Annotated in this window: 19 protein-coding genes; 12 read left to right on the forward strand and 7 right to left on the reverse strand. The window is 34.5% G+C overall.

The window, feature by feature from the left end; translation table 11 throughout:
- Positions 1–19 precede the first annotated feature (19 nt).
- A complete protein-coding gene (locus tag BM350_RS06755; RefSeq protein ID WP_090915501.1) occupies positions 20–511 on the reverse strand; it encodes a DUF3907 family protein in 492 nt (163 codons plus the stop codon).
- 618 nt (positions 512–1,129) lie between these two features.
- Between BM350_RS06755 and mprF the strand changes: the two genes are divergently transcribed.
- Positions 1,130–3,703, forward strand: a complete 2,574-nt coding sequence (gene mprF / locus BM350_RS06760; RefSeq protein WP_090915499.1) for a bifunctional lysylphosphatidylglycerol flippase/synthetase MprF — start codon at positions 1,130–1,132, stop codon at positions 3,701–3,703.
- A 3-nt stretch (positions 3,704–3,706) separates the two neighbouring features.
- Here mprF and BM350_RS06765 read toward each other — a convergent pair whose 3' ends face one another.
- A complete protein-coding gene (locus BM350_RS06765) occupies positions 3,707–4,480 on the reverse strand; it encodes a hypothetical protein (RefSeq protein ID WP_090915497.1) in 774 nt (257 codons plus the stop codon).
- A gap of 435 nt (positions 4,481–4,915) precedes the next feature.
- On the opposite strand from BM350_RS06765, the gene deoD reads away from it, so the two are divergent.
- The 5 genes from deoD to BM350_RS06790 all read left to right on the forward strand — a co-directional run bounded on the left by deoD (position 4,916) and on the right by BM350_RS06790 (position 9,055).
- Positions 4,916–5,623 (forward strand): purine-nucleoside phosphorylase, encoded by a 708-nt coding sequence (deoD, locus tag BM350_RS06770; protein ID WP_090915495.1) that lies wholly within the window; start codon positions 4,916–4,918, stop codon positions 5,621–5,623.
- A 383-nt stretch (positions 5,624–6,006) separates the two neighbouring features.
- Positions 6,007–7,824 (forward strand): sensor histidine kinase, encoded by a 1,818-nt coding sequence (locus BM350_RS06775; protein ID WP_090915493.1) that lies wholly within the window; start codon positions 6,007–6,009, stop codon positions 7,822–7,824.
- 106 nt (positions 7,825–7,930) lie between these two features.
- Entirely contained in the window at positions 7,931–8,461 is a 531-nt protein-coding gene (locus BM350_RS06780; protein WP_090915491.1) for a tyrosine-type recombinase/integrase, read from the forward strand.
- Positions 8,462–8,500: 39 nt separating this feature from the next.
- Positions 8,501–8,680 (forward strand): hypothetical protein, encoded by a 180-nt coding sequence (locus BM350_RS06785; protein ID WP_090915489.1) that lies wholly within the window; start codon positions 8,501–8,503, stop codon positions 8,678–8,680.
- A gap of 183 nt (positions 8,681–8,863) precedes the next feature.
- Positions 8,864–9,055 (forward strand): DUF3924 family protein, encoded by a 192-nt coding sequence (locus BM350_RS06790; RefSeq protein ID WP_090915487.1) that lies wholly within the window; start codon positions 8,864–8,866, stop codon positions 9,053–9,055.
- Positions 9,056–9,135: 80 nt separating this feature from the next.
- Here the strand turns inward: BM350_RS06790 and BM350_RS06795 are convergent, their stop codons facing one another.
- From BM350_RS06795 to BM350_RS06805, 3 genes are all read right to left on the reverse strand, one after another.
- Positions 9,136–11,031, reverse strand: coding sequence for a beta-propeller fold lactonase family protein (locus BM350_RS06795; protein ID WP_244547965.1), 1,896 nt, complete (start codon positions 11,029–11,031; stop codon positions 9,136–9,138).
- Between the two features lie 216 nt (positions 11,032–11,247).
- On the reverse strand, positions 11,248–13,308 hold the full coding sequence (locus BM350_RS06800; RefSeq protein WP_090915482.1) for a hypothetical protein: 2,061 nt from the start codon (positions 13,306–13,308) through the stop codon (positions 11,248–11,250).
- A 298-nt stretch (positions 13,309–13,606) separates the two neighbouring features.
- Positions 13,607–14,452: a DUF72 domain-containing protein gene (locus tag BM350_RS06805; RefSeq protein WP_090915480.1), complete on the reverse strand. Its 846-nt coding sequence runs from the start codon at positions 14,450–14,452 to the stop codon at positions 13,607–13,609.
- Positions 14,453–14,969: 517 nt separating this feature from the next.
- Between BM350_RS06805 and BM350_RS06810 the strand changes: the two genes are divergently transcribed.
- On the forward strand, positions 14,970–15,422 hold the full coding sequence (locus BM350_RS06810; protein ID WP_090915478.1) for a hypothetical protein: 453 nt from the start codon (positions 14,970–14,972) through the stop codon (positions 15,420–15,422).
- A gap of 141 nt (positions 15,423–15,563) precedes the next feature.
- A complete protein-coding gene (locus tag BM350_RS06815; RefSeq protein ID WP_090915476.1) occupies positions 15,564–16,223 on the forward strand; it encodes a hypothetical protein in 660 nt (219 codons plus the stop codon).
- Positions 16,224–16,299: 76 nt separating this feature from the next.
- On the opposite strand, the gene BM350_RS06820 is transcribed toward BM350_RS06815, so the two are convergent.
- On the reverse strand, positions 16,300–18,333 hold the full coding sequence (locus BM350_RS06820) for a transglycosylase domain-containing protein (protein ID WP_090915474.1): 2,034 nt from the start codon (positions 18,331–18,333) through the stop codon (positions 16,300–16,302).
- Positions 18,334–18,638: 305 nt separating this feature from the next.
- Here BM350_RS06820 and BM350_RS06825 point away from each other — a divergent pair, with 305 nt between their 5' ends.
- From BM350_RS06825 to BM350_RS06835, 3 genes are all read left to right on the forward strand, one after another.
- Positions 18,639–19,259: a DUF47 domain-containing protein gene (locus BM350_RS06825; RefSeq protein ID WP_090915472.1), complete on the forward strand. Its 621-nt coding sequence runs from the start codon at positions 18,639–18,641 to the stop codon at positions 19,257–19,259.
- An 11-nt stretch (positions 19,260–19,270) separates the two neighbouring features.
- Complete coding sequence (locus tag BM350_RS06830; RefSeq protein WP_090915470.1) at positions 19,271–20,269, forward strand: inorganic phosphate transporter; 999 nt, start codon at positions 19,271–19,273, stop codon at positions 20,267–20,269.
- 111 nt (positions 20,270–20,380) lie between these two features.
- Complete coding sequence (locus tag BM350_RS06835; protein ID WP_139207660.1) at positions 20,381–21,181, forward strand: sulfite exporter TauE/SafE family protein; 801 nt, start codon at positions 20,381–20,383, stop codon at positions 21,179–21,181.
- 642 nt (positions 21,182–21,823) lie between these two features.
- Here BM350_RS06835 and BM350_RS06840 read toward each other — a convergent pair.
- Positions 21,824–22,048, reverse strand: a complete 225-nt coding sequence (locus BM350_RS06840) for a hypothetical protein (RefSeq protein WP_090915468.1) — start codon at positions 22,046–22,048, stop codon at positions 21,824–21,826.
- Between the two features lie 635 nt (positions 22,049–22,683).
- On the opposite strand from BM350_RS06840, the gene BM350_RS06845 reads away from it, so the two are divergent.
- Positions 22,684–23,196, forward strand: coding sequence for a Crp/Fnr family transcriptional regulator (locus BM350_RS06845; RefSeq protein ID WP_090915466.1), 513 nt, complete (start codon positions 22,684–22,686; stop codon positions 23,194–23,196).
- Positions 23,197–23,201: the final 5 nt, after the last annotated feature.

Raw genomic sequence — 23,201 nt, forward strand, 5'->3', positions numbered from 1 at the left:
ACCTAACTTCTTACAGTAGTTAATATTTTTGTATCATTTTCGTTTGATAGTCTGTCTCATAATATTCTAACTCTTCACGCAACATTTGGAATTTTCCTTCTAACTCTTTCATCATTTGTTCAATGGAAAAAGGAGGTTGCTTTTGAAACGCAATTGAATTCTTTCCTGTATAAGCTGATCGACTATTTTCATACCAATGATCATTTTTGGGTGAAAAAAACTCTGCAATCACTTGATGATAAATTTTATATAGCGTTCTCTCCGCTGCATTTTTCCGAAACGGTTTATTATTCAGTAATACACAGCAAGCATCTAAGCCTTCTTCACAAAATACAAGTAAGCGTCGGATGGAAGCTAACAATCCAGCAAAATACTGTTCATCGCCTTCTGGTGTTTCTTCTAATAATAAAGGTAACGTATGATTGTTCACATATTTTGTAATTACTTCAACTACTTCTCCAAAAAAAACAGTTACTTGCTGCGTTTGGTTTTCAACCATTAAATTGGACATGCTAGTTTCTCCCCCCACCATTTGAACTGATTTTGAAAGTTGATTTTTCTGTTATGTATTTATTCTGGATCAGCTTCTTTACAAAATGTCTTCCCCCAATTGTATCTTCATCAAAATATACGCAAAAGTCTTTTAGCGTATTAATATAAAAATCCTCTCACACTATCTCTATTTTTACCACATAACTACAGAACAACATCACGCAAATATATGTTTTGATTTTCGATTTTAAAAACCAATTTCCTTCAAAAGAAGTAAATTCTTTCAAAAAAACTTCAAAATAAAGTGGGATTTCTCAGATTTTTGAGTTTAGAGCCTTACCGACCATTAATAGCGGCACAAAACATGCAGTGCCTTTTCTATTCTAGCTTACATATTAGTGGTGAAATGTAAAAAGTTTGATGATGTGGTTGAATACATTTTTTTGTTTATAGCCATTGTAGCTTGTAAACCTCATTTGCTCTCCATTGCATCGAATTTAGCAATTTATGAGTAGAGAATGTTTACACATATAAAGATTACAACTAAATTTTCAAAGAATTTTTCTTTTTATTTTTATTGAAGTTTGTCATAATAAAAATATTGCCTCAGTTTTCTTATACAAGGAGAGTTGTCTTTATGTCGTTTTCATGGAAACGTATATTACAAATCGGAAAATTTATTTTTCCCTTTGCTGTATTAACAATTGTGTTTTTTCAAGCACGCAAAGAACTATCTGGTATTTCATTTCGAGAAGCAGTTGAAACGATTAAACACATTCCACCCGGTGGATTTTTCTTAGCTGTTATACTCGGCGCATTTGCTGTTGCTACAATGTTCTTTTATGATTTTGTTATGCTGCGGCATTTGCAAGCAGATATTCCAGTTAAAAAGATTTTCCGCATTTCTTGGACTGCTAATACATTCAATGGATTTATAGGATTTGGTGGTCTTGTTGGGGCAGGTATACGTACAATGTTATATCGTCCTTATGTACAAGAAAATGGTAAACTTATTCGAAGTATCGCCTGGATGACAACGGCTTTTATTAACGGACTAGCATTATTATCTTTTCTCGGCCTTATTGGTGTACTAGATACAAGATTTATTTTACATGAAAAACCTTGGCTATGGCCTGTTTTCATCTTTTTTGCTCTTTTTGTTCCATTATACATAGGTATTTCCAAAATAAAAAATCGCAAACAAAGAAAAGAAGAAGAGCAAGTAGAAAAAAATCCAACTGTCCTCTACTCACTTGTTTCATTGGTAGAGTGGGTATCAGCAGGCATAGTAATGTATGTCATCTTACTTCTATTTGGAATTGAGATAGACTTCCCTAAGTTTCTTGGTGTATACGTCATTGCAGCTTTGGCTGGCGTTGTGAGTCTTGTACCAGGAGGCCTTGGTTCCTTCGATCTTGTTTTCTTAACAGGGATTGGACAATATGGAGTAGATACAGGTGTATTGCTCCCTGCTATGTTATTATACCGCCTTGTATATTATATTTTACCCTTTGGGCTCGGTTTAATTTTTGCAGCATTTGAAATGACAGGAGCTGCTTTAAAAAAATTTGAAGATAAACCGTTCATTGCACCTGCCCTTGAAACAACCGGAGTCATTTGGACATTACAACGTGATTTTCTAGGAAAACTAGGTTCCTGGGCATCTGCTGCATTAACAATTTTCTCAGGACTCATGGTGATTTTTTCCACCATTTTCCCAACAAGTATTGGACGCGCTCATGCACTGCATATTTTAGTTCCTAAACACCTTGTACAAATTTCCTTTAGTTTATCGCTAACATTTGGTATTTTACTTGTTATTTTATCACGCGGCATTTATCACGGCACGAAACGCTCCTATTATATGACGATTGTATCTCTAATCGGAGCAGCGATTTTCAATACACTAAAAGGAATTGATTTAGAAGAAACCTTTATCTTACTCATTGTACTCACTGTACTATATATGATTCGCAAACGATTTGTTCGAGAACAAATCGCGGTTTCATTCTCAGATGCAGTAAAAGTTTGTCTCTTTTTACTTATTACATTGTATCTTTACAAAAAACTTGGGGTACAATTTGCGGAAGCCAAAGAAGTATTTAAACCTGATTTTGTTGTTCGTAATATTAAACAAGTACAACGCAGTGCAATTGCAGCAGCTTTTTTTGTACCAAGCTTTCTACTAATTGGTTCTATTATCGCCAATCGTTATCGAAATAAATTTCCCGGGCAACCAGCCAATATGACACGACTACAGCACTTTTTAGATGAACACGGTGGAAACGTGTTAAGTCACCTTGGTTTTTTAGGAGATAAGCAATTCTTTTTCAGTAGCGACGGAAAAGCAATGATTCAGTTTGCGCCTGCAGGTAAACGTCTTATTGTACTCGGTGATCCAATCGGACAACCTTCTTCTTTTCGTAAAGTTTTAGAAGAATTTCTAACAGAGGCGGATCGTTTCGGCTATATTTGTGTATTTTATCAAGTTGAAAGTAAATGGATGAGTTTATATCATGATTTTGGTTATAACTTCTTCAAGCTTGGTGAAGAAGCAGTTGTCGATTTGAATGATTTCACAATTTCAGGAAAAAAACGAGCTGGATTGCGTGCCACTTTCAACCGTTTCGAGCGAGAAGGTTACACTTTTGCGATTCACGAGCCGCCATTTACAGATGAATTGTATGATGAACTAAAAAAAGTATCAGATGCATGGCTTGGGGGGAAAAAAGAGAAAAGCTTCTCTCTTGGTTATTTTGATCGTGATTATATAAACCGTGCGCCCATTGCAACACTTTCTGATGCTGATGGTAAAATTATTGCCTTTACAACATTTATGCCTGTATACCAAGATGGTGAATTATCTGTTGATTTGATGCGTTATTATCCTAATGCACCAGGCGGAATTATGGATGCTATGTTCATTCATTTATTCCAATGGACAAAAGAAAATGGCTATCACTGCTTTAATATTGGAATGGCTCCACTTTCTAATGTTGGATTATCAGCGCAATCCTTTTGGTCAGAGCGCGTTGCAGCAGCCATTTTTAATAACGTTCGTTATACATATAGCTTTAGCGGCCTGCGACATTTCAAAGAAAAATATAAACCAACATGGAGCGGGAAGTATTTAGCATTTCGTAAAAATCATTCCTTACCAATTACGATGCTCGCTGTAACAAAATTAATCGGAAAACGAAAAGACAGCTAAAACTTAGCTGTCTTTTCGTTTTTGAACTTGTAATGTAAACTGTTCTTCATATTTCTTTCCGTTTATATAAAAAGTACCCCATATTTTATAAATCCCTTCACTCGGAAACATAACGCGAAATTGTAATTGTTCCTCATCATTATTAGGAACAACATATAGAAAATGCTGTCGCCCTTCATCCACTATACGCAATTCAGCACGTTCTCCCGTATTGGAGCGAAACTTTAGCTTTTGCCCTTTCCCTATTTGAAATTGAAATGTTAATGTTTCTTCTTCATGCGGATATAACGTACGAAATAAAAGCGATGTTCTGTAAGGACCAATATTTTTCGTTAATACCGTATCCGCAGTAATTGGATTTTGTTTTTTTTCTACCACTTTATTTCCTACTGTTATGTTTTTTTCAGCGAACTGTTTTGTTGTATCTCCTGTTTCTTCATATAGAAAAATTGTATATTCTCCTTCTTTTTTAAACTGATGAGTAGCTTTGTAAGAACCATTCCCCACAAAAGTTGGGCTCATCTGATATGATTGTGTTAACCGCTTGTCCACAATAAACATTCGAATATGGTCGTTTACACCGCGAATTTCAGTTCCTTTTTTATTTTGTAATTCAAATGTAATATTCACGATTTCATTTACATCCATATCATGCAATTGCCACTTTACTTGTTGTATCTGTCCTGTTGTTTCTTCACTATTTTTATATTTTTTCATATAAAATCCACCAAGAACAATAAGAAGCAAAGCAATAACTCCTATAATAACATTTTTCATGAAATCACCTATCTATTTTTAAATAAATTGTAACACAATTCAGATTATTTTTGCGTAAAAAAACATCTATTAGAGCACAATTCATTCTGTCTGAAGCAGATAATAAACACTCTCTATGAATAGCAGTTTTACTATATTTGCAAGAAAATATATAAATACAAATTGAAAAAATGACATATAAACCACTTTCTTTTTAAATGGACAAGAGTATCTGGCCTGGCAAGCGGTCTGGACTTTTTCCTATCCTATGAAAGGGTAATACAGTGAAACTTCCATCAGAAGTGTTGCTTCTCCCTGAATCTTGAGGTGGCATCTTATTGACCGAATAGTTAGATAAATAGAAATATGCTATTGTAAACGCTCTACTTCGTGTATACTACAAAGTGAAGTAGATATTTAGTAATATCAATTGCTACATAACAAGGAGGATTTTATATGAGCGTACACATTGGAGCAAAAGAAGGCGAAATTGCAGAATCTATTTTATTACCTGGAGATCCTTTACGTGCAAAGTATATTGCAGAAAATTTTTTAGAAGATGTAACATGCTACAACAATGTGCGTGGTATGCTAGGATTTACAGGAACATATAAAGGAAAACGCGTCTCTGTTCAAGGTACAGGCATGGGAGTTCCTTCTATTTCTATTTACGTAAACGAACTAATTCAAAGCTATGGGGTAAAGAATTTAATTCGTGTTGGAACATGCGGTGCAATTCAAAAAGACGTAAAAGTACGTGATGTTATTATTGCAATGACTACATGTACAGACTCTAACATTAATCGTTTAACATTCCCTGGATTTGATTTTGCGCCTTGTGCAAACTTTGATTTATTGAAGAAAGCATACGATGCTGGTATAGAAAAAGGGTTACACATCCGCGTTGGTAACGTACTAACAGCCGATGTATTTTACCGTGAAAGCATGGATATGGTTAAAAAACTTGGCGACTACGGTGTATTAGCTGTTGAAATGGAAACAACTGCACTATATACATTAGCTGCAAAATACGGTGTAAATGCATTGTCTGTCTTAACAGTAAGTGACCATATCTTTACTGGTGAAGAAACAACTGCTGAAGAACGTCAAACAACATTTAACGAAATGATTGAAATTGCATTAGATGCAGCAATTCAATCATAAATCCGATAAGAACTTGTCATACGTCTGGCAAGTTCTTTTTTTATCCCTCTACTACATACATCCGTTTTAATTTTTTGACATCTTTGTCTAGCTCTGGCTCCTAAGCCCTCATGTCTAAGAACCTTAGCCAACGGGCCTAAACAGTCGGCTCCGCTTTTCTTTATAAGTCGCTGCTATGCAAAATAGAATATGACCGCTACTCCCTTTCTCTCTAGAAAGAAAGGAGTTTTTATATCGGTTTTTCAACCTGTATATATACTTACTTTATATGACTTTTTGAAATAAACTATCTCAGCATGCGACAGATTTTCTCTCCTACTATGTTTATTCGTTTGCTATAATAAAATGACGATTATGGAATTTACAGCTTATGAGGTGAAAAAGTGAAAAAACGAAGTATTGTGTTTAAGCTTTTCTTATTAACATCAGCGTTATTTACTGCTACATTTTTACTCTTTTTCGTTGGACAATCACTGTTTTTAGAGAAATTTTATATTAATAAGAAAGTTCATACGGTCCAGACGAATTTCGAAAAATTTGTAAACAAATATGAAAAAAGCAATGGAACCTTCGAAGAGCTTTCAAAGTTAAAACAAGAGTTTTATGAAAAAACAAACGCTGAACTCGTCCTATTAGACCGCAATGGTATTATTAAAGATGATAAAAATTATCACATTGAAATTGTTGATAAATTTAATAATACACTTTTTATTCCATTGAATAATACTTTCACAATTCCTGAATATTCTTCGTTTATCAATTTAGGATTAAAAATATCTGACCCAATCAGTGTACAAGGTATTTTAAAAAACAATATGATTATTCCTGTTGCAATTACTACTGCTGATAATAAAACATGGCAAAATGATAATATCATTTCAGATTTAAAGCTATTTGGCATTCAACTTACAGACGTCAAAAGAAACTTATATACAAAAGATTTTAGTAATAGCGTTAACAAATTTGATGGTACTATATCAAAATTGCATATTCCTTCTCCAAACGATATTCGTCTTGCAAATAAAGATACATTAATGCAAGGCATCCAGCATTGGGAACTTTCTGTCGCATTAGGGAAAACGAATGCGAGTGAAATGACAACATATACACTCGGCGGAGAAAACGAAATTAAAAGTCAGATTTTTGTTAAACCCGTTATCACAAATGGAGAAATAAAAGAATTTGCATTTGCAATGACATCATTGCAGCCTGTTAATGAGGCTATGCTTGTTTTGAAAGATTATTATGTCTATGCGTTAATTATCGTCTTTATTGTCATTATTTTATTATCGTTCTATTACTCAAAAATCATTGCAAACCCGCTTATTAAAATGAATCGTGTTACAAAAAAAATGGCAAACTTTGATTTCTCTGAAAAACTCCCTATATCAACAGAGGATGAAATAGGAAGTCTATCAAGTAGCATTAACTCTCTTTCTGTAAATTTAAAGGACCGAATTGATAAATTACATGTAGCAAATACAAAGCTACAACAAGATATTGAAAAAGAACGACAACTAGAAAAAACAAGAAAAGAATTTATCTCTGGCGTATCACATGAATTAAAAACACCATTAAGTGTAATCCGAAGTTTCGCTGAAGGCATTAAAGATGGCGTAAGTAAAGACACTACGTATTATACTGACGTTATTTTAGAAGAAACTGATAACATGAACCGCCTTATTGTCGAAATGCTAGAACTTGCAAAACTTGAGTCTGGCACATATAAATTAGAATTGGAAAAGTTTTCGGTAGGAGAGTTGATTCAACAAGTATATACTAAGCTATTATTTAGCATCGAAGAAAAAAACTTACAGGTAGAGCTTGTATTTGATTCCACTATTTATGTACAAGCAAACCGAAATCGTATTGAACAAGTTGTCGTCAATTTATTAAGCAATGCGATTCGTTATACACCAGCTGGAGAACAAGTAAAAGTATCTGTCAGTGAGTATGAAGAAACCGTAAAAGTTGAAATTGAAAATAACGGTACACCGATTCCCGAAGAAAGTTTAGATAAAATATGGGATCGCTTCTATCGAATAGATGCATCACGTAGCCGTCATACAGGCGGAACTGGTCTTGGACTATCTATCGTAAAAAATATCTTAGAATTGCATCATGCTAATTATGGTGTTTATAATAAAGAAAATGGCGTTGTCTTTTACTTTCATTTGCCAAAAGTGAAAGTAATCAAATAAATTGTCCTAATTTCACGAAAAGTTCACATGAAATTCACACACTTCCTTTACAGTAATAACTAGTTAATCCTTTCCTTTACACATATAAAAGAGGAGAGTGCGTGAAATGAAACAAGTAGGACAACCAATTCAAAACGAAAAACAATTAGAAAAAATCAAAGATATACTAATACAATCATCAAAGCGTGATGCTTTATTATTCGTATTAGCTGTGAATTCCGGATTAAAAGTAAGTGAAATATTACAGTTAAAAGTTGGCGATGTTATCGATGAAAATGAGCATGTTCGTCATTCTATTTTGTTCTACAATGACAAAATGAAAAAGCATAAATGGTTCGCTGTAAATGAAGAATTGCAACATACAATTGAACAATATATGAAAGAACGAAAAGTATGGAAGCGAAATGAACCATTATTAAAATCTCAAAAAGGAACAAAATCTATTACGAGACAACATGCTTGGTACATTTTAAACAAAGCGGCAAAAGAAGTTGGTTTAGAAGGGATTAGCTCACATACACTTCGCAAAACGTGGGGATATTGTGCTTATAAATCTGGCGTAGATATTGCATTTTTACAACACTTTTTTGATCATAGTACCCCATCCAAAACTTTAAAATACATCGGTATCGCTTAACTATACTTACTGTAAAGATCGTAAAAGAAGGTAGCTATTTTGAAAATAGTTACCTTCTTTTTATATGCATATAGATTAAAACAACCATTTCTTTTTGGTGAGCAAGAACAGCTGACCATGCATGGAAGTGGTCAGGCCCTTTCCTATCACATGCAAAGTTTAAAACAAAATGAAAAAGCGAGTGCAGATTATGTTTTATCCCACATCCACGGACAGTAGGACTCCCACCTCAAGATTCAAAGAAAAACAAAGAAGATAGATGGAAGTTTCTCCTGCACAGCAATGACTTATATGTTGAAAAATTAAAATGTATTTATATATTTTCTGTAACACCTTATATATCTTTCTCTTTTCTTGTTTCTCTCCTCTTCTAGTGATACTCTAATAGTAGGGGGGAGAAATATGAACACATTAACAATTGAATTACCAAAAGAAACATTGGAAAAACTAAGTTTATTACAACAAGCTCACAAAAAGAAAACAGGTGCTGTCGTTACCGAAAGTACACTTATTCAATCTCTTATTTCAAGAGAATTTATTCAAGAAGTTACACCATTTGATTTACAGCAATACGTACAACAAAAAGAACAGTGATAAGTTTCTAAAAGACAAAAAACCCTTATCTTTAAGATAAGAGTTTTTGTCTTTTAAGGCAAGATAACCACGGCTTCTTCCTATTGAATTGATTTTACATATTCTGCGATTGCATGAACTTCCTGTTTTGATAGCTGCGGCTTTTCTTCATATTGATGCTTTTCTACTGCTTCTTCAACGTTTTTCGCACTACCATCATGTAAGTATGGGGCTGTTGCCCATGCACCGCGAAGTGTTGGAGGATCAAAATATCCTTTTGGTCTTTTATTTTGGAATCCCCCACGCGCATCACCATCATAATTTGTATCTGTTTCATTAGCAGTTCCAATGTTATAAAGGAAGTTTGTATTGTTCGTCGTTAATGTACCATTTTCATCAACAGCTTTTGTGCTATTTGTGAAATTATCCCCGCCATGACATGTTAAACAATTTGCCTTACCTTTAAACAACTGCTCTCCATCCTTCGCAGTAGGTGTTAATTCTCCATTTCCTTGACGATATGGACTTTTGGGGACAGGAAACGAATTCGGATCATCCAAAAAGGCTTGCAACGCATCATACATGTGCTGAACATCTTTTGGAAGTTCTTTTCCTGGATCAATTTCCATCATACCGCCCATTTCACCTTGTACGGTATGAATATAATCTGTAAACTCATCACGTGCGCCGTCCCACATAAACAAACCTGTTTTTGTCGTTAAGACGTTGCTTGGTACATTTCGCTTCCCTCTTGGTGTCAGTAATGATAAACCATTAATTTCTCCATCACTATGACACGTTGCACAGCTCATCCAGTTGTTTCCTGTAATCGCTGTTGCATATTTATCGCTATTTGCACTGTAGAAAATTTCTTTTCCTTCACGAACAAGTTTTGATAAGGAATCTTTTTCAATTAATTTAACTGTCTTCTTATCAGCTTTCACTTTTGCATATGAATCATCTCCCCCTGTTTCTAGAAAAGCAAGATCATGACTCATCGCATTATGAACTACTAATGTGTTTTCTTTTGGAAGAAACGTAATACCGCGTGGATTACTTCCTGGAATGCGCCTTACAATTTGCGTTGCATTTCCTCCACGTGTTAAATCAAACATCATGAGATCTTCACTACCAGACATAACTACAAATGCCTTTGTGCCTTTTTCATTAAAAGCTACGTCATATGGATTTGATACAATCATCGTTTCATTTTTTGTATTTTTCACATTCATCGCTTCGAATAATTGTTTCCGCTGATTTGTAATTTCCTCATCTTTTTCTAAATCAATAATCGACACAGCTGGAAAAACTGTTTCTTCAAACTGAATGGGTGTATCCACATTTGTAAGCAGATGTGGAACCCAAGCCGTTTTCCCATCTGGTGCAATAACAAATTGCTCTAATGTATTTGGAATTCCTTGACTCTTTTTATGGTCTTCTTTATCCGGTGAAGATGCAAGTGTAATCACTTTCTTCACTTTATTACTCTCTGTATCTACAACACTAATTTTCCCCTCCAAATAGTGCGGTACATACAATTTCTTTCCGTCTTTTGTCATCGCAAGCGTACGTGGGCGATCGCCAATCTTAATCTTTTGTACCGTTTTCTTCTTCTCAATATCAATAACCGATACATTACCAGAACGAAAATTCGATACATATAACTTCGTTCCATTTGGATTTGTAACAACACCAAATGGCTCAATTTCAGTCGAAATTCGATCAATGACTTTCTTCTTTTCAAGTGAAACAACATCTACTTTATTATCGTACATACAAGAAACATATAATTTCGTTTCATCAGGGCTCATTGTTAATTGTCTCGGTTCTTTTCCAACTGGAATCTCTGATACTACTTTTCTACTTTTTGCATCCATAATTGTTACTGTATTAATATCAATATTTGCTGTATAAATCCACTCTCCATTAGCACTCGTTACAATGTTATTACTATGAATAGCGGCGCTACGCTTCTCTTCTTTTCCTGATGTTTTCATCCCACAACTCGCAAAAATCCCGATACATAGGAGTAATGTAATCGCCATAAACAATCGCTTCATCATTTAGCCCTTCTCTCTTTATCTCACTCTACCGTACAGTCTCTCCTATCTATACAATGAAGATAGAAGAGAAGTAACCACCCTTCTTAGCCATCAATAAAAAACACATCATCTTCTGATAGAAATTTCACTTTGTTACACTCTTTCATAAATTTATTTTCCCTTTTTCACTTCAACATTGACAAGAACTGGAGCAATACCATACTTACCATGACCTGCTTGAATTTGCGGTACATTGTCCTTATCTGTATTTCCAAGCTTCCCTTTTATATAAACATCGCCAGTATCCCAAAACTCACTTGTTTGCATTCCTTCTTTTAATGAAGGCCCATTGATTACTTGATCATAAAAATCAACATAACGAGAAGTAATTGTTTTTTGTTCTAATGAATCGTATTTCGTTTTATCTGCATCTGTATTACTTAAATTTTGCAATGCAACACGCAAGACTGCTGATGCACTTCCAGCTGTATAAGGAGTATACTTCATTTCACCTTTTTTCGTTTCATATGCATGTGCTTCTTTATTCCACATTTTACGATCTACTAAGTCATAAAGTTTACGTGCTTCTTCACGATACGTTTCATCTTTTGTTGCTAAAAAGGCTGCAGTCAACCCTCGAATTGCTCCTAGCTGCGCTTCTAATGTAACCGGATCAGTATCTTGTCCTTTTCCAATTGTATAACTATTTGCCATAAATCCATCTTTTGTCTTCATATTTTTTAATAAGAAGTCTGCTTGCGTCTTCATCATTTGAAGAGCACGTTTACCTTCTTCTGTTTGTAAGCCTTGTGCCTCTGCTCCGCTCGCATATCCAACTGGCATACCATCAATAGCACGTTGGAATATACGAAGCGCTTCTACCATATAACTTGCATCAAACGTATCAATACGTTTGCCTTGTTCTGTTCCGCTGTGCTCTGTAACAAACGCTCCTGTTTCTTTATTATAGTGCATCGCTTCAATATTTTTAAAGACTTGTAACATGACATCACGATTTAATGAATAAGGATCATCTGCCTTTGCATCGTTAGCCGTTTCCCCATCTATATTTTCTGTTGCCGCTTTTGCAAACGGTGCCCCATCAAATGCTGCTTGGAACGCTGGATTTACATTTTTATTACCTGGACGCTGGTCTACCATTCCGAAAAATTCAGCAGTTGGCCACAACATCATCCATTGATCCCGAAGCACACTGCGCGCGTCTTTCACTTCTAATTGACTAGCTTTAGCAATACCATTCTTGTTCTCTTCCGTTACTTTAATCTCATGAGGTAAGTAAACGAGACCGCTCGCAGGACTATATTTACTTCCTGCCCCGTTTGTTAATTGTTTTGTATTTGCATCATAAAATAGCCCATCGCGAATATATGAAAGTTTATTCCAAATTTCCTCTGTTAAAATCACACCTTGCATACCATCAGCACTACTTTTCCCAAGACGAATATTCGAATCTTGATCTTGCGTGTTTGATGTAGCTTCTAATTCTTCATCCTTATCTACTGTATGAAAACCACCTAAAAAATCCCCTGCCCATAATGCTTGTTTTAAAAATGCAGAACCGTATGCTGCTGGTGTTAATGTTTTATTCATTTTTGAACGATCCCAGCGTAGTGTTTTAAAATCCATCTGGAAAGATGGTACATATGTCTTATCATCATTTTCTGCATATACAGACGTATCTACTTTTTGTATATAATGCGGATCACCACCAGCATACTCCATAAATGTTGGATACATATTTGCAAAGATTTCTTTACGCGGATATCCTACACTATCTGCTAATGTATAAAATCTCTCTTCTAGCCAAGATGGTACTTCTTTATTTTCTTCTTTTGTCATCTTTTGTACAATTGGTGCATGAAGTAAATGGAAACCAAGTCCTGATTTTTCTACTACCTCATACATGCCTTCTTCTGAGTACTCATAAGACTCGATACCAGCCATATAATCAAATTTTGTTGGTTTATTTCGTTTTTTTGCATCTAAAATATCTAAATCTAAACCTAAACCTTCTGCTAAAGGTTCACCGGCTAATTCAAATTCTGCATATGCAAACATGTTTGCTGCTGTATCAAATGTATAATCCGTTACCGGTACACCATATGTATTTTTTTCTTTTGCCGTCTCTTCTTTTTTATTAGAACACCCTACTGAAAGTAATAATGAGGAAACAACAGCAACTGTCGTCATCACTTTCCATGGCTTTTTCATCTATTCCCGCCCCTTTAAATGAAATTGATAATTATTATCACATAAACTATATTATTATATGATTAAATTAATTTTTTGTAAACTTTAAATTTTTTAAGATAAAAGCTAGAGAAAACCATTGACAATGATAATGATAACCATTATCATTGGTTACGAAGCCAACAATTGATGAATCAACCAAACGCTCAGTAACATTGTTACCCCTCTTTTTTCATAAAGAAAAACACCGTACATTCCCCCTGTTTGTACAGTGTTTTTCTTTTTATTTTAATTATTCATCAATAAATGACCTTTCACTTCAGTCAAATAAATTTAGTTGTTCAGGTTTAGGTTCCCCATACGTAACGCCAAACATCTCCATTAGCTGTTTCGCATTATCTGCTGCGTCTCCGCCAGAGTTATTATTAAATAGAAGATAAACTTCCTTTGTTTTTGTTTTCAATTCTTCTATCCTTTCTACCCATTCTTCTAACTCTTGTTTGTTATAACGATATAAACAGCGAACTGCCCGCCAATTCTCTCCCGTGTTCAGCCAGCCATGTACATTGCGTCCATGAAATCGAACTAAGGTCATTTGTTCATGCGTGGCTTCTAGCACAATTGGAATAGAGCCAATTCCTGCTTGCGGTTCATCACAAATCGTATGAATCCAACCTTCTTGTTTCATAAATTGTAATGTTCGATTACGAAATTGTGGATCAAACCAAGTTTGATTCCGAAATTCTAATGAACATGGGATACCTTTCATTTTTTCTTTCGTATAACGTAATAAGTCCACATTTTTCTTTTGACAATCAAACCAAGGTGGATACTGGAATAAAACCATTTTTAACTTATTGGCTTTTTGAAGAGGAGCAATTGACTCTTTAAATACGTGAAACATATCGTCAATGTTTGCAAAAGGAATTTCTCCGCGCATATGGCCTGTCATTCCTTGATAAGCCTTCACAATAAACGAAAAATTTGATGGTGTTTCTAAAGCCCATTTCTCATAATTTCTTACAGGCTGCATAGCATAAAAAGAACTATCTACTTCTACAATTGGAAAATATTCACTATATGTTTGCAGTTTATGCTTCATTTCATATGCATCCTTATATAAAGAGTCGTGATCCCCCCATCCTGTTAACCCAATAGAAATCATCTGAACACCATCCCCTATCTACCTCTAAATCTTAAAAACATATTATAATATATCGAAAAAAATGAAAGCGTTATTTCATTAATGAACAACTCATAACGCATTTACACTCTTTACAAGGTCATTCATATCCTATAGCTTCTTACTTAACTATAACAAATCTAAGACATTTTTCTATATACATCCATTTTGATTTTCAATATATAAGTCACTGCTCTATGGAATAAAACATAACCTATACTCGCTTGCTCCCTTTGTTTTAAACCTCGCATGTGGCAGAAAAAAGCCCTGACCGCTTCTATGCGCGGCCAGATGCTCTCGTCCCACCTAAAAGGAAAGTGGTTTTTATGTATTTTTTTAATTTATATATATATTCATTTTATTATTTTGTTTTTTAATTTGTAATTATATATACGAAATGTTCATCTTTACTTTTCTTTACCACAGCTTAACGTTAATTTAATGCTCATTTTGTATAATTCATAATGAAAGAATTTATAGGAAACGAGGGTGAATGCTAATGAAAGTATTATCATCTATCCGCTTTTGGATTATTCTCATGTCATGTATAACATTATGTTTTGCACTCTTTTTAATTGGAGAATACAATAAACCAAAAGCAGCCTCAAATGACGATGCCATTCCTTATCACATTCTATATATAAGCCAAAACCATGTGCCATTACCGCATACCGGACAAAAAGAAAAAGTTGTTTTAAAGGGGATGGTGATTACTGATGCCACTTCCTATAAACAATTAGAAACAATTGCAAAACATATAAAGGAAAAATATGCACATGCAAACCTCGACTCTATTGAACTAACAGTCCATAATAAAAATAACGGCCAATATGAAGACCTTGCTTATGAACCAATTGCTAAAGGAAATATTGTCATCTCTTATACAACATTAGCCAAAGCTGAGCATAGTATGTATACAAATATAAATATTCAACTCAACAAGCACTCTTAATCTAAAAGAGTGCTTGTTTTTATGCATATGCACATTTTTTATAAATTAGTCAAGTATCCTAGGTCTTGTCCTGTAAAGATGAATATCATATAACGACAAATGATTTAAAGAGAAAGAATTTCCATTAAGGGGGAACTATGTATGATGTATCCATATAATCATTCGTATTATTTTGCTCGAAATATATCGAAAAATTTAAAAGATTTAATCGGTACAAACGTACGTATTAATTTAGGAGGGCCCGAAAAAGGAGAGGGGACCTTATTAAAAATTCAAAGCGACTTTTGTGTCTTACAGTCTGACGATGGTGTTGTTTACTATCCATTACATCATATTAACGGATTTGCCGAACAATCTTCAGATGAGTCAGAAGAATCTGACGAAAACGAACAAAATGATAATCAAAATAAAGAAAATGAAGAACCTATCATTGTAGGGGGTAACTATTTTGGAAGTGTTATTGACCGTTTAAAAGGAGAAACAATTCAATTAAATCGCGGCCCGAAAAAAGTAGAAGGAATTGTTGCAGGCCGTACTAGAGGTCATATTCTCCTTGATATTGATGGTCAAATTACGTATGTACCAATGTTCCATGTTCAAAGCATGTGCTGGAATTATAATAATAGTAATGATAGTAATGACAGTAATGACAGTAATGACAGTAATGACAAGAACAAGAACAAAAATAATAATAAAAACAACGCTAATAACAATGATGATAATGAATCACGTAACCAAAAGCGTGATAAAGATAAATGTAAAACAAAAAGATGTAAACGTTGTGGTAAACGTCGTTACTAAAATAATAACGTTTCCCGTGCTAACAGTCTAAAATACATGTAGATCCCAGATTATTTTATAATCTGGGATCTACTTCTTAAAAGGATGAAAACCATTCTTTTATTTTATCCATCAAGCTCCCTTTTTGTTCGTTTCCTTGTTTTTCTTCTTGTCTTTTTTTCTCTTCTTTTCGCTTCATTTCTTCTTCAATTGTTTGTAGCTGTTTTGTATACTCTGCTTCTGGTATAAGAGACAAATCAAAGTTTTTTTGAATTGGCTTTCCAATTGCTTTATTCATAATATCGCGAAACATCGTTGTCGTTATTTGACTACCAGCAGGAATAAAATGTTCATTATCTGTTTTATCGTAACCAACCCAAATAGATGCAAGTAATTCTGGTGTATAGCCAACAAACCATGAATCTTTTGCGCCATTATTTGATTCATCTGCTAGTTGTGTTGTACCTGTTTTTCCAGCAATCTCTACATCATTAAGTTTCGCTTTTTTACCAGTTCCTTTCTCTACAACTCCTTTTAATAGATATGTCATTTTTTGAGCCGTTTTTTCATCTGTAACACGAATTTCTTTTTTATACCATTTTCCTACTGTATTCCGTTCCCCATCTTGAATTTCCCGAATCGCATGTGCTTCCATTTGAACACCATCATTTGCAAATGTTGCGTACGCTTGTGCCATAACAAGGGGAGATGTGCCTTCACTCATCCCTCCTAGTGCTAACGCATACGATTGGTCATTTTCTTGCAGTGGAATACCAAAACGTTCTAAAGACTTCAATCCTTTTTCTAAACCAATTTGTTTTAATAGCCAAACTGCTGGTACATTATAAGAATTAGCAATTGCCTCATACATCGTCACATTACCATGATATACATTCCCACTATTTTTCGGTTTATAATCATTAATTTCAAGCGGTTCATCTTTTAATACATCATAAACCTCATATCCTTGTTCTAATGCCGGTGTATACACCGCTAATGGTTTTAATGTAGAACCTGGCTGCCGTTTTAATTGCACCGCATGATTAAACTGTAAGAATTGATACGGTCCTCTCCCGCCTACAAGGGCTGGAATACCACCTGTTTTGGGATTCATAAGCACAACACCTGTTTGCATAATCTGATCAGAAGTAGTCTTTGGAAAATAATGATCATTATTCACAGCATCTTCTGCAACTTCTTGCATTTTTGGATTTAATTCCGTGTAAATATGATAACCGCCTGATAAAATTTCATTTTGTGTCAATTTATATTTATTCATTGCCTCTCGAACAATATAATCAACATATTGAGAGTACTTTCCTTTATATTTATCTTCAATACCTCTGCGGAGTGAAAGCCCTTCATCTTTTGCTTTTTGATATTGCTTCTCTGTAATATAACCTTGTTCCTTCATTAATGAGAGAACAACATTTCTTCTTTCAATCGACTTATTAAAGTCTTTAAAAGGTGAGTACGTAGAAGGTGCTTTAATTAATCCAGCTAAAGTAGCAGCTTCGGGAATCGTCAATTCCTTTACTTCTTTGTCAAAATATGTTTTTGCCGCCTTTTTAATCCCCCAAGCTCCTTCTCCAAAATAAATTTGATTCAAATACATTTCTATAATTTCATCTTTTGTATATGTTCGTTCAATTTTCTTTGCAATAAAATACTCTTTGAATTTTCGGGAAAATGTCCGATCCTGTGTTAAAAATACGTTTTTAGCTAGCTGCTGTGTAATTGTACTTCCTCCAGCAACAACTTCTCCTGCTGTTATATTTTTAACAAGCGCATGAAAAATTCCGCTATAATAAACGCCGCGGTGCTCATAAAATTTTTTATCTTCTACTGCAACAACAGCTTCGATCATAACATTTGGAATGTCTTTCCGTTTAATTCCCTCCGTTTTCGAAGAAGACAATGTTGCCGCTACTTCCTTGTTTGCATCATAAATAACTGTTGGCTGAGGTACTGCTTGTTTTAATGCCGAAATATCTTGGACTGTGATCATAATATTCACAAAGATAAACAAGAATAAGAAAAAAAAGCCTATCGTTAACAATGCGATTCGCAATTTTTTTCTTCTTTTGAACCACTCCCGTATCTTTTGTAAATGAGTGCTGCTGAACTTCATTCATTCACTTCCTCTATCTTGCTTTCAAATGTATATATGTACCGTTATACCTTTACAAATTTTCCATGATACCGCTATAATTCGTCAAGTGTAAGCTCTCTTTATTAGTCATACTTTTTATAAGAAAAGGGCATTCTATACATGAGAGCATCACTATTTTTTGTTAATATTGCTAATTTTTCAATATGTCTAATGTTAAGTTTTTGTAAACTTTTCGATAAAATGTTTTAAAAAACGACAGCTTTTTGATAGAATGAACTAGCCAATATGCTTTACATAACTATTTTTTTGGTGGGGGTAACAATATGGTTTTTAAATCTAAAAAAGATAAATTTTCAGAAATGTTAACGAGTATTTCCGAAAATTTAAAAGAAGGCGCTCAATTTTTTGTGGAGTACAAGCTTAAAAACGCAAGTGATTTAAAAGAATTCTCCATGCGCATGAAAGAATATGAGTCAAAAGGCGACTCATTTATTCATGAAATTATTATGGAATTAAACAAAGCGTTTATTACTCCAATTGAACGTGAAGACATTTTGCAACTTGCAATGAGTATGGATGATGTATTGGACGGGTTAGATCATAGTGCTGGTCTATTTGAGATGTATTCTATTACAGAAGCAGATGAGTACATGATTAAGTTCGTTGATGCAATTAACCAATGTGCAATTGAAATTGCAGCATCTATTGAATTGATGTCTAATAAAAAGTTGCTTGATATTCGTACAAACGCAATTAAAATTAAAGATTACGAATCAAGATGTGATGATATTCGTAGACATGCGATTAAACATTTGTTCTCTCGTGAAAAAGATCCAATTAAGATTATTCAATACAAAGAAATTTACGAAGAACTAGAAGAAGTTGCTGACAGCTGCCAAAGCGTAGCAAATGTTTTAGAAACAATTATTATGAAGAACGCATAAGGAGTTTGATCATGGATACACTCTTGATTTTAACCGTTTTAGTTGTCATTTGTGCTTTAGCTTTCGACTTTATTAACGGATTCCATGATACAGCAAATGCAATCGCAACAGCTGTTTCAACAAAGGCTTTAAAGCCAAGGCAAGCTATTCTTATGGCATCTATTATGAACTTTTTAGGTGCAATGACATTTACGGGTGTAGCAAAGACGATTACAAAGGATATTGTTGATCCATTTACATTACCAAATGGTAGTCTCGTTATTTTAGCAGCGCTACTTGCTGCCATCGCATGGAACTTAATTACTTGGTACTATGGAATTCCAAGTAGTTCATCTCATGCAATTATCGGTGCTATTGCTGGGGCAGCTATCGCTGCTGCTGGTATACATTCATTAAACTATAAAGGTTTCATTAAAATTATTGAAGCCTTAATTACTTCACCAATTATCGCTTTCGTCATTGGTTACATCGTATATAGTATTTTTAAAGTCGTCTTTAAGAACTTTAACCTAACGAAAACAAACAAAAATTTCCGTTTATTCCAGGTGTTCACAGCTGCAATGCAAGCTTACACACATGGCACAAACGATGCTCAAAAAGCGATGGGTATTATTACAATGGCACTTATTGCAAATAATTATCACACTTCAACAGATATCCCTTTTTGGGTCCAACTCGCGTGTGCAACCGCAATGGGGCTAGGTACTTCTGTTGGTGGGTGGAAAATTATTAAGACCGTTGGTGGGCAGATTATGAAAATTCGCCCTGTAAATGGCGTAGCTGCTGATTTATCATCATCACTTGTTATTTTCGGCGCAACTTTCATTCATTTACCAGTAAGTACAACCCACGTTATTTCATCTTCTATTTTAGGTGTAGGTGCTTCACATCGCGTAAAAGGTGTAAAATGGGGAACAGCAAAACGCATGTTAATTACATGGGTTATCACACTTCCTATTTCAGCTTCATTAGCTGCTTTATGCTATTACGTATTAAATCTTATTTTCTAAAAAAAGTCGTCTTCTACATAAGAAGACGACTTTTTTGTGAATACACATCATTCTCATTCAAAACGTTGTATAATGAATGATGTATTTGCTACAAAAGAGGAGATGTTACAGTTGGAATATATTATGCTACTACTTGTTGGATTATTAGCAGGTACGATTGGAAGTCTAGTTGGTCTTGGTGGCGGAATCATTATTGTTCCATTACTAATTGGATTACATAGCCTTTCCCCACAATTAGCCGTCGGTACTTCAATTGTTACTGTCGTATTTACAGGTTTGGCTTCTACCCTTACTTATATGAGGCATAAACGAGTGGATTACAAAAGTGGTCTTATTTTATTTATTGGGAGTGGCCCTGGAGGAATCATCGGATCATGGGCAAATAAATTTTTAAATCAAGAATCTTTTTCTTTATATTTTGGAGTCTTTCTTATTTTCGTATCTATTTTACTAATGCTACGGCATAAACTGAAACCCATCTCTCTTTCAAGTAGTTCTGTTGTGAAACGTTCCTTTACAAATTCAGAAGGAGAAATCATAACCTACCAGTTTCCACCTTTTCTTGCTATCATTATTTCATTTGGTGTAGGTTTTATTTCTGGGTTATTCGGGATTGGTGGAGGTGCCTTATTAGTTCCAGCAATGATGCTTCTTTTTGCTTTTCCGGCACAAATCGCCGTTGCGACATCTATGTTTATTGTTCTTTTATCTGCAATTGTAAATTCAGCAACTCATATCTCCCTTGGGAATGTTAGTTGGGTCTATGCCCTTGTTTTAATCCCTGGGGCATGGATTGGCGGAAAATTGGGAGCTTATATTAATACAAAATTAAGCGGTAATGTCATTATCAATTTATTACGCATTACCTTAATTATTCTCGGCACACGCTTAATTATTAGTTCCATTTTATAACGCATTCTTTTTTTAGAATGCGTTTCTTTATATACATGTATAAAAAAACACTCCTAAAATAATACATAATACTGAGCAGGCACATAATAAAATAAAGTTAGAAATATGTAAATTCTCCAAAATAATCACTCCTATGTTTGTTGCATCTTTTTCACTTGATCCCGCTCTAACGTACAGTAAGACTCCTACCGATATAGGTAAAAATGAATCTTCCATAAGAGCTTCATTGGTTCAACTAATGAAAAATCCCTATTTACTTTATCATACCGAAAAAACATAACATATACATTTACAATGCCCTAACAATATAGAAATAAGTGTTACAAATCCTATGTAATTATTACATTATATATACAATCTCATTGTTTTTATATTTATAAATATATTCAATTTAATTTTTCAACATATAAGTAGCGGCTATGTAAAATACAACATGGCCGCTACTTGCTTTTTCCTTTTGTTTTAATCTTTGCATGTGCTAGGAAAAGGCCCTGACCGTTTTCTATGCGTGGCCAGTTGCTCTCGCCCACCTAAAAAGAGAGGAGGCTTTATGTCGTTTTTTAACTTGTAAATATAAAACAATCCAATAAATGCTTCTCTCATAAATGAAAAGCAGCATTTATTGGATTGTTAAAAATTCCATTAGTGTACAAGCGACCATCCCATAAAATCTTCATGAACTTGTCTTGCTCGTTTATCATTTCGATCATATAATTCTGCATAACTATCAGTTTCTTCATCATAAGCCATCGTATAAACGATTTGTCCATCTATTTCGACTGATAGAACAACTCCGCCCTTCATTTCTTCCACATGTATCACTGCATCAGCTGAAATCCTCACATCAGTCATTTTTTCATCTAACATGGTATGCCCCCTAAAAAATATTCCTTTCTAGTACCGTTCTTACACATACACACTAAACAGTATACTACTGTAATACGGTATCCTTCGTCAATACAATTAATGGACTTTATATAGGTGAATGTTTTTTCTACTATATATAAAGTGAAATATCCATTAGTAGGCACACTCTCTTAACCTTATAATTCAAATCTTACTACTTATAAGTGATTTGATAAAGCTATATAAAGTGAAACTTCCATCAGTGGGGGGGCTTCATCCCCCCCACCGATGGAAAGCCCGCCCAATCGGGCTTTTACGGGCAGTCGTCCCTCACCTATCTTCTTCGCTTCTCTCCAAATCTTGAGGTGAGGGTCTTACTGCCCGTTAATGCGGGATAAATCCTGCTGTGCAGAACAAAACATGACCTGTACTCGCTTTCTCCTTTTGCTTTAATCCTTGTACGTAGCAGAAAAAGGCCCTGACCGCTTCTATACATGGCTAGTTGCTCTCGCCCACCTAAAAGGAAAGGGGTTTTTTATGTCGTTTTTTCAAAATAGATTTATATATACAGTCACTTCTATCTGTATCAAGTATAGTCTTATATAAACAATTCCTCTATAATGAAATTAAAAGCAAAATATAAAGAGGTGCTTACAGTGATTTTACATAAAGGAGAAATATTATTTCGCCAAGGAGAGGAAGGCCCTCTATATTTTATAAAAAGCGGTCTATTAAAAGTCATTCGTGTCCAAGAAGATGGCACACCTTTTTTATTTAACATTATTGTTCCAGGTGAAACAATTCCTCATCACTCTTTAATCTCACCAAAAGAATATCATGGTACTGCAATCGCTTTAATTAAAACAGAAGTAACACCGATTACATGTAAAACATGGTATGAACAATTACAAACAGCCCCTGAATCTTATGCCGAGATCGCCCTTCAGCTGCAAACAAAATTACGCATGATGCAGCATCGTATCGACCAACTTACAACTGTATCACCAAAAGAACGCCTTTATCGTTTACAAGAATGGTTCGCAACGTATTTAGGTGATATCCCCATTTATGAAATCTTAACACAAACGGAAATCGGGCAATTAATTGGCATTCGCCGTGAAACCGTAAATCGTCTCCTTCGGGAACAAACAAAAAACGAGGTGAACTAACACCT

The sequence above is a fragment of the Bacillus sp. 103mf genome (genome assembly GCF_900116295.1).
Classification (GTDB): Bacteria; Bacillota; Bacilli; order Bacillales; family Bacillaceae_G; genus Bacillus_A; species Bacillus_A bruguierae.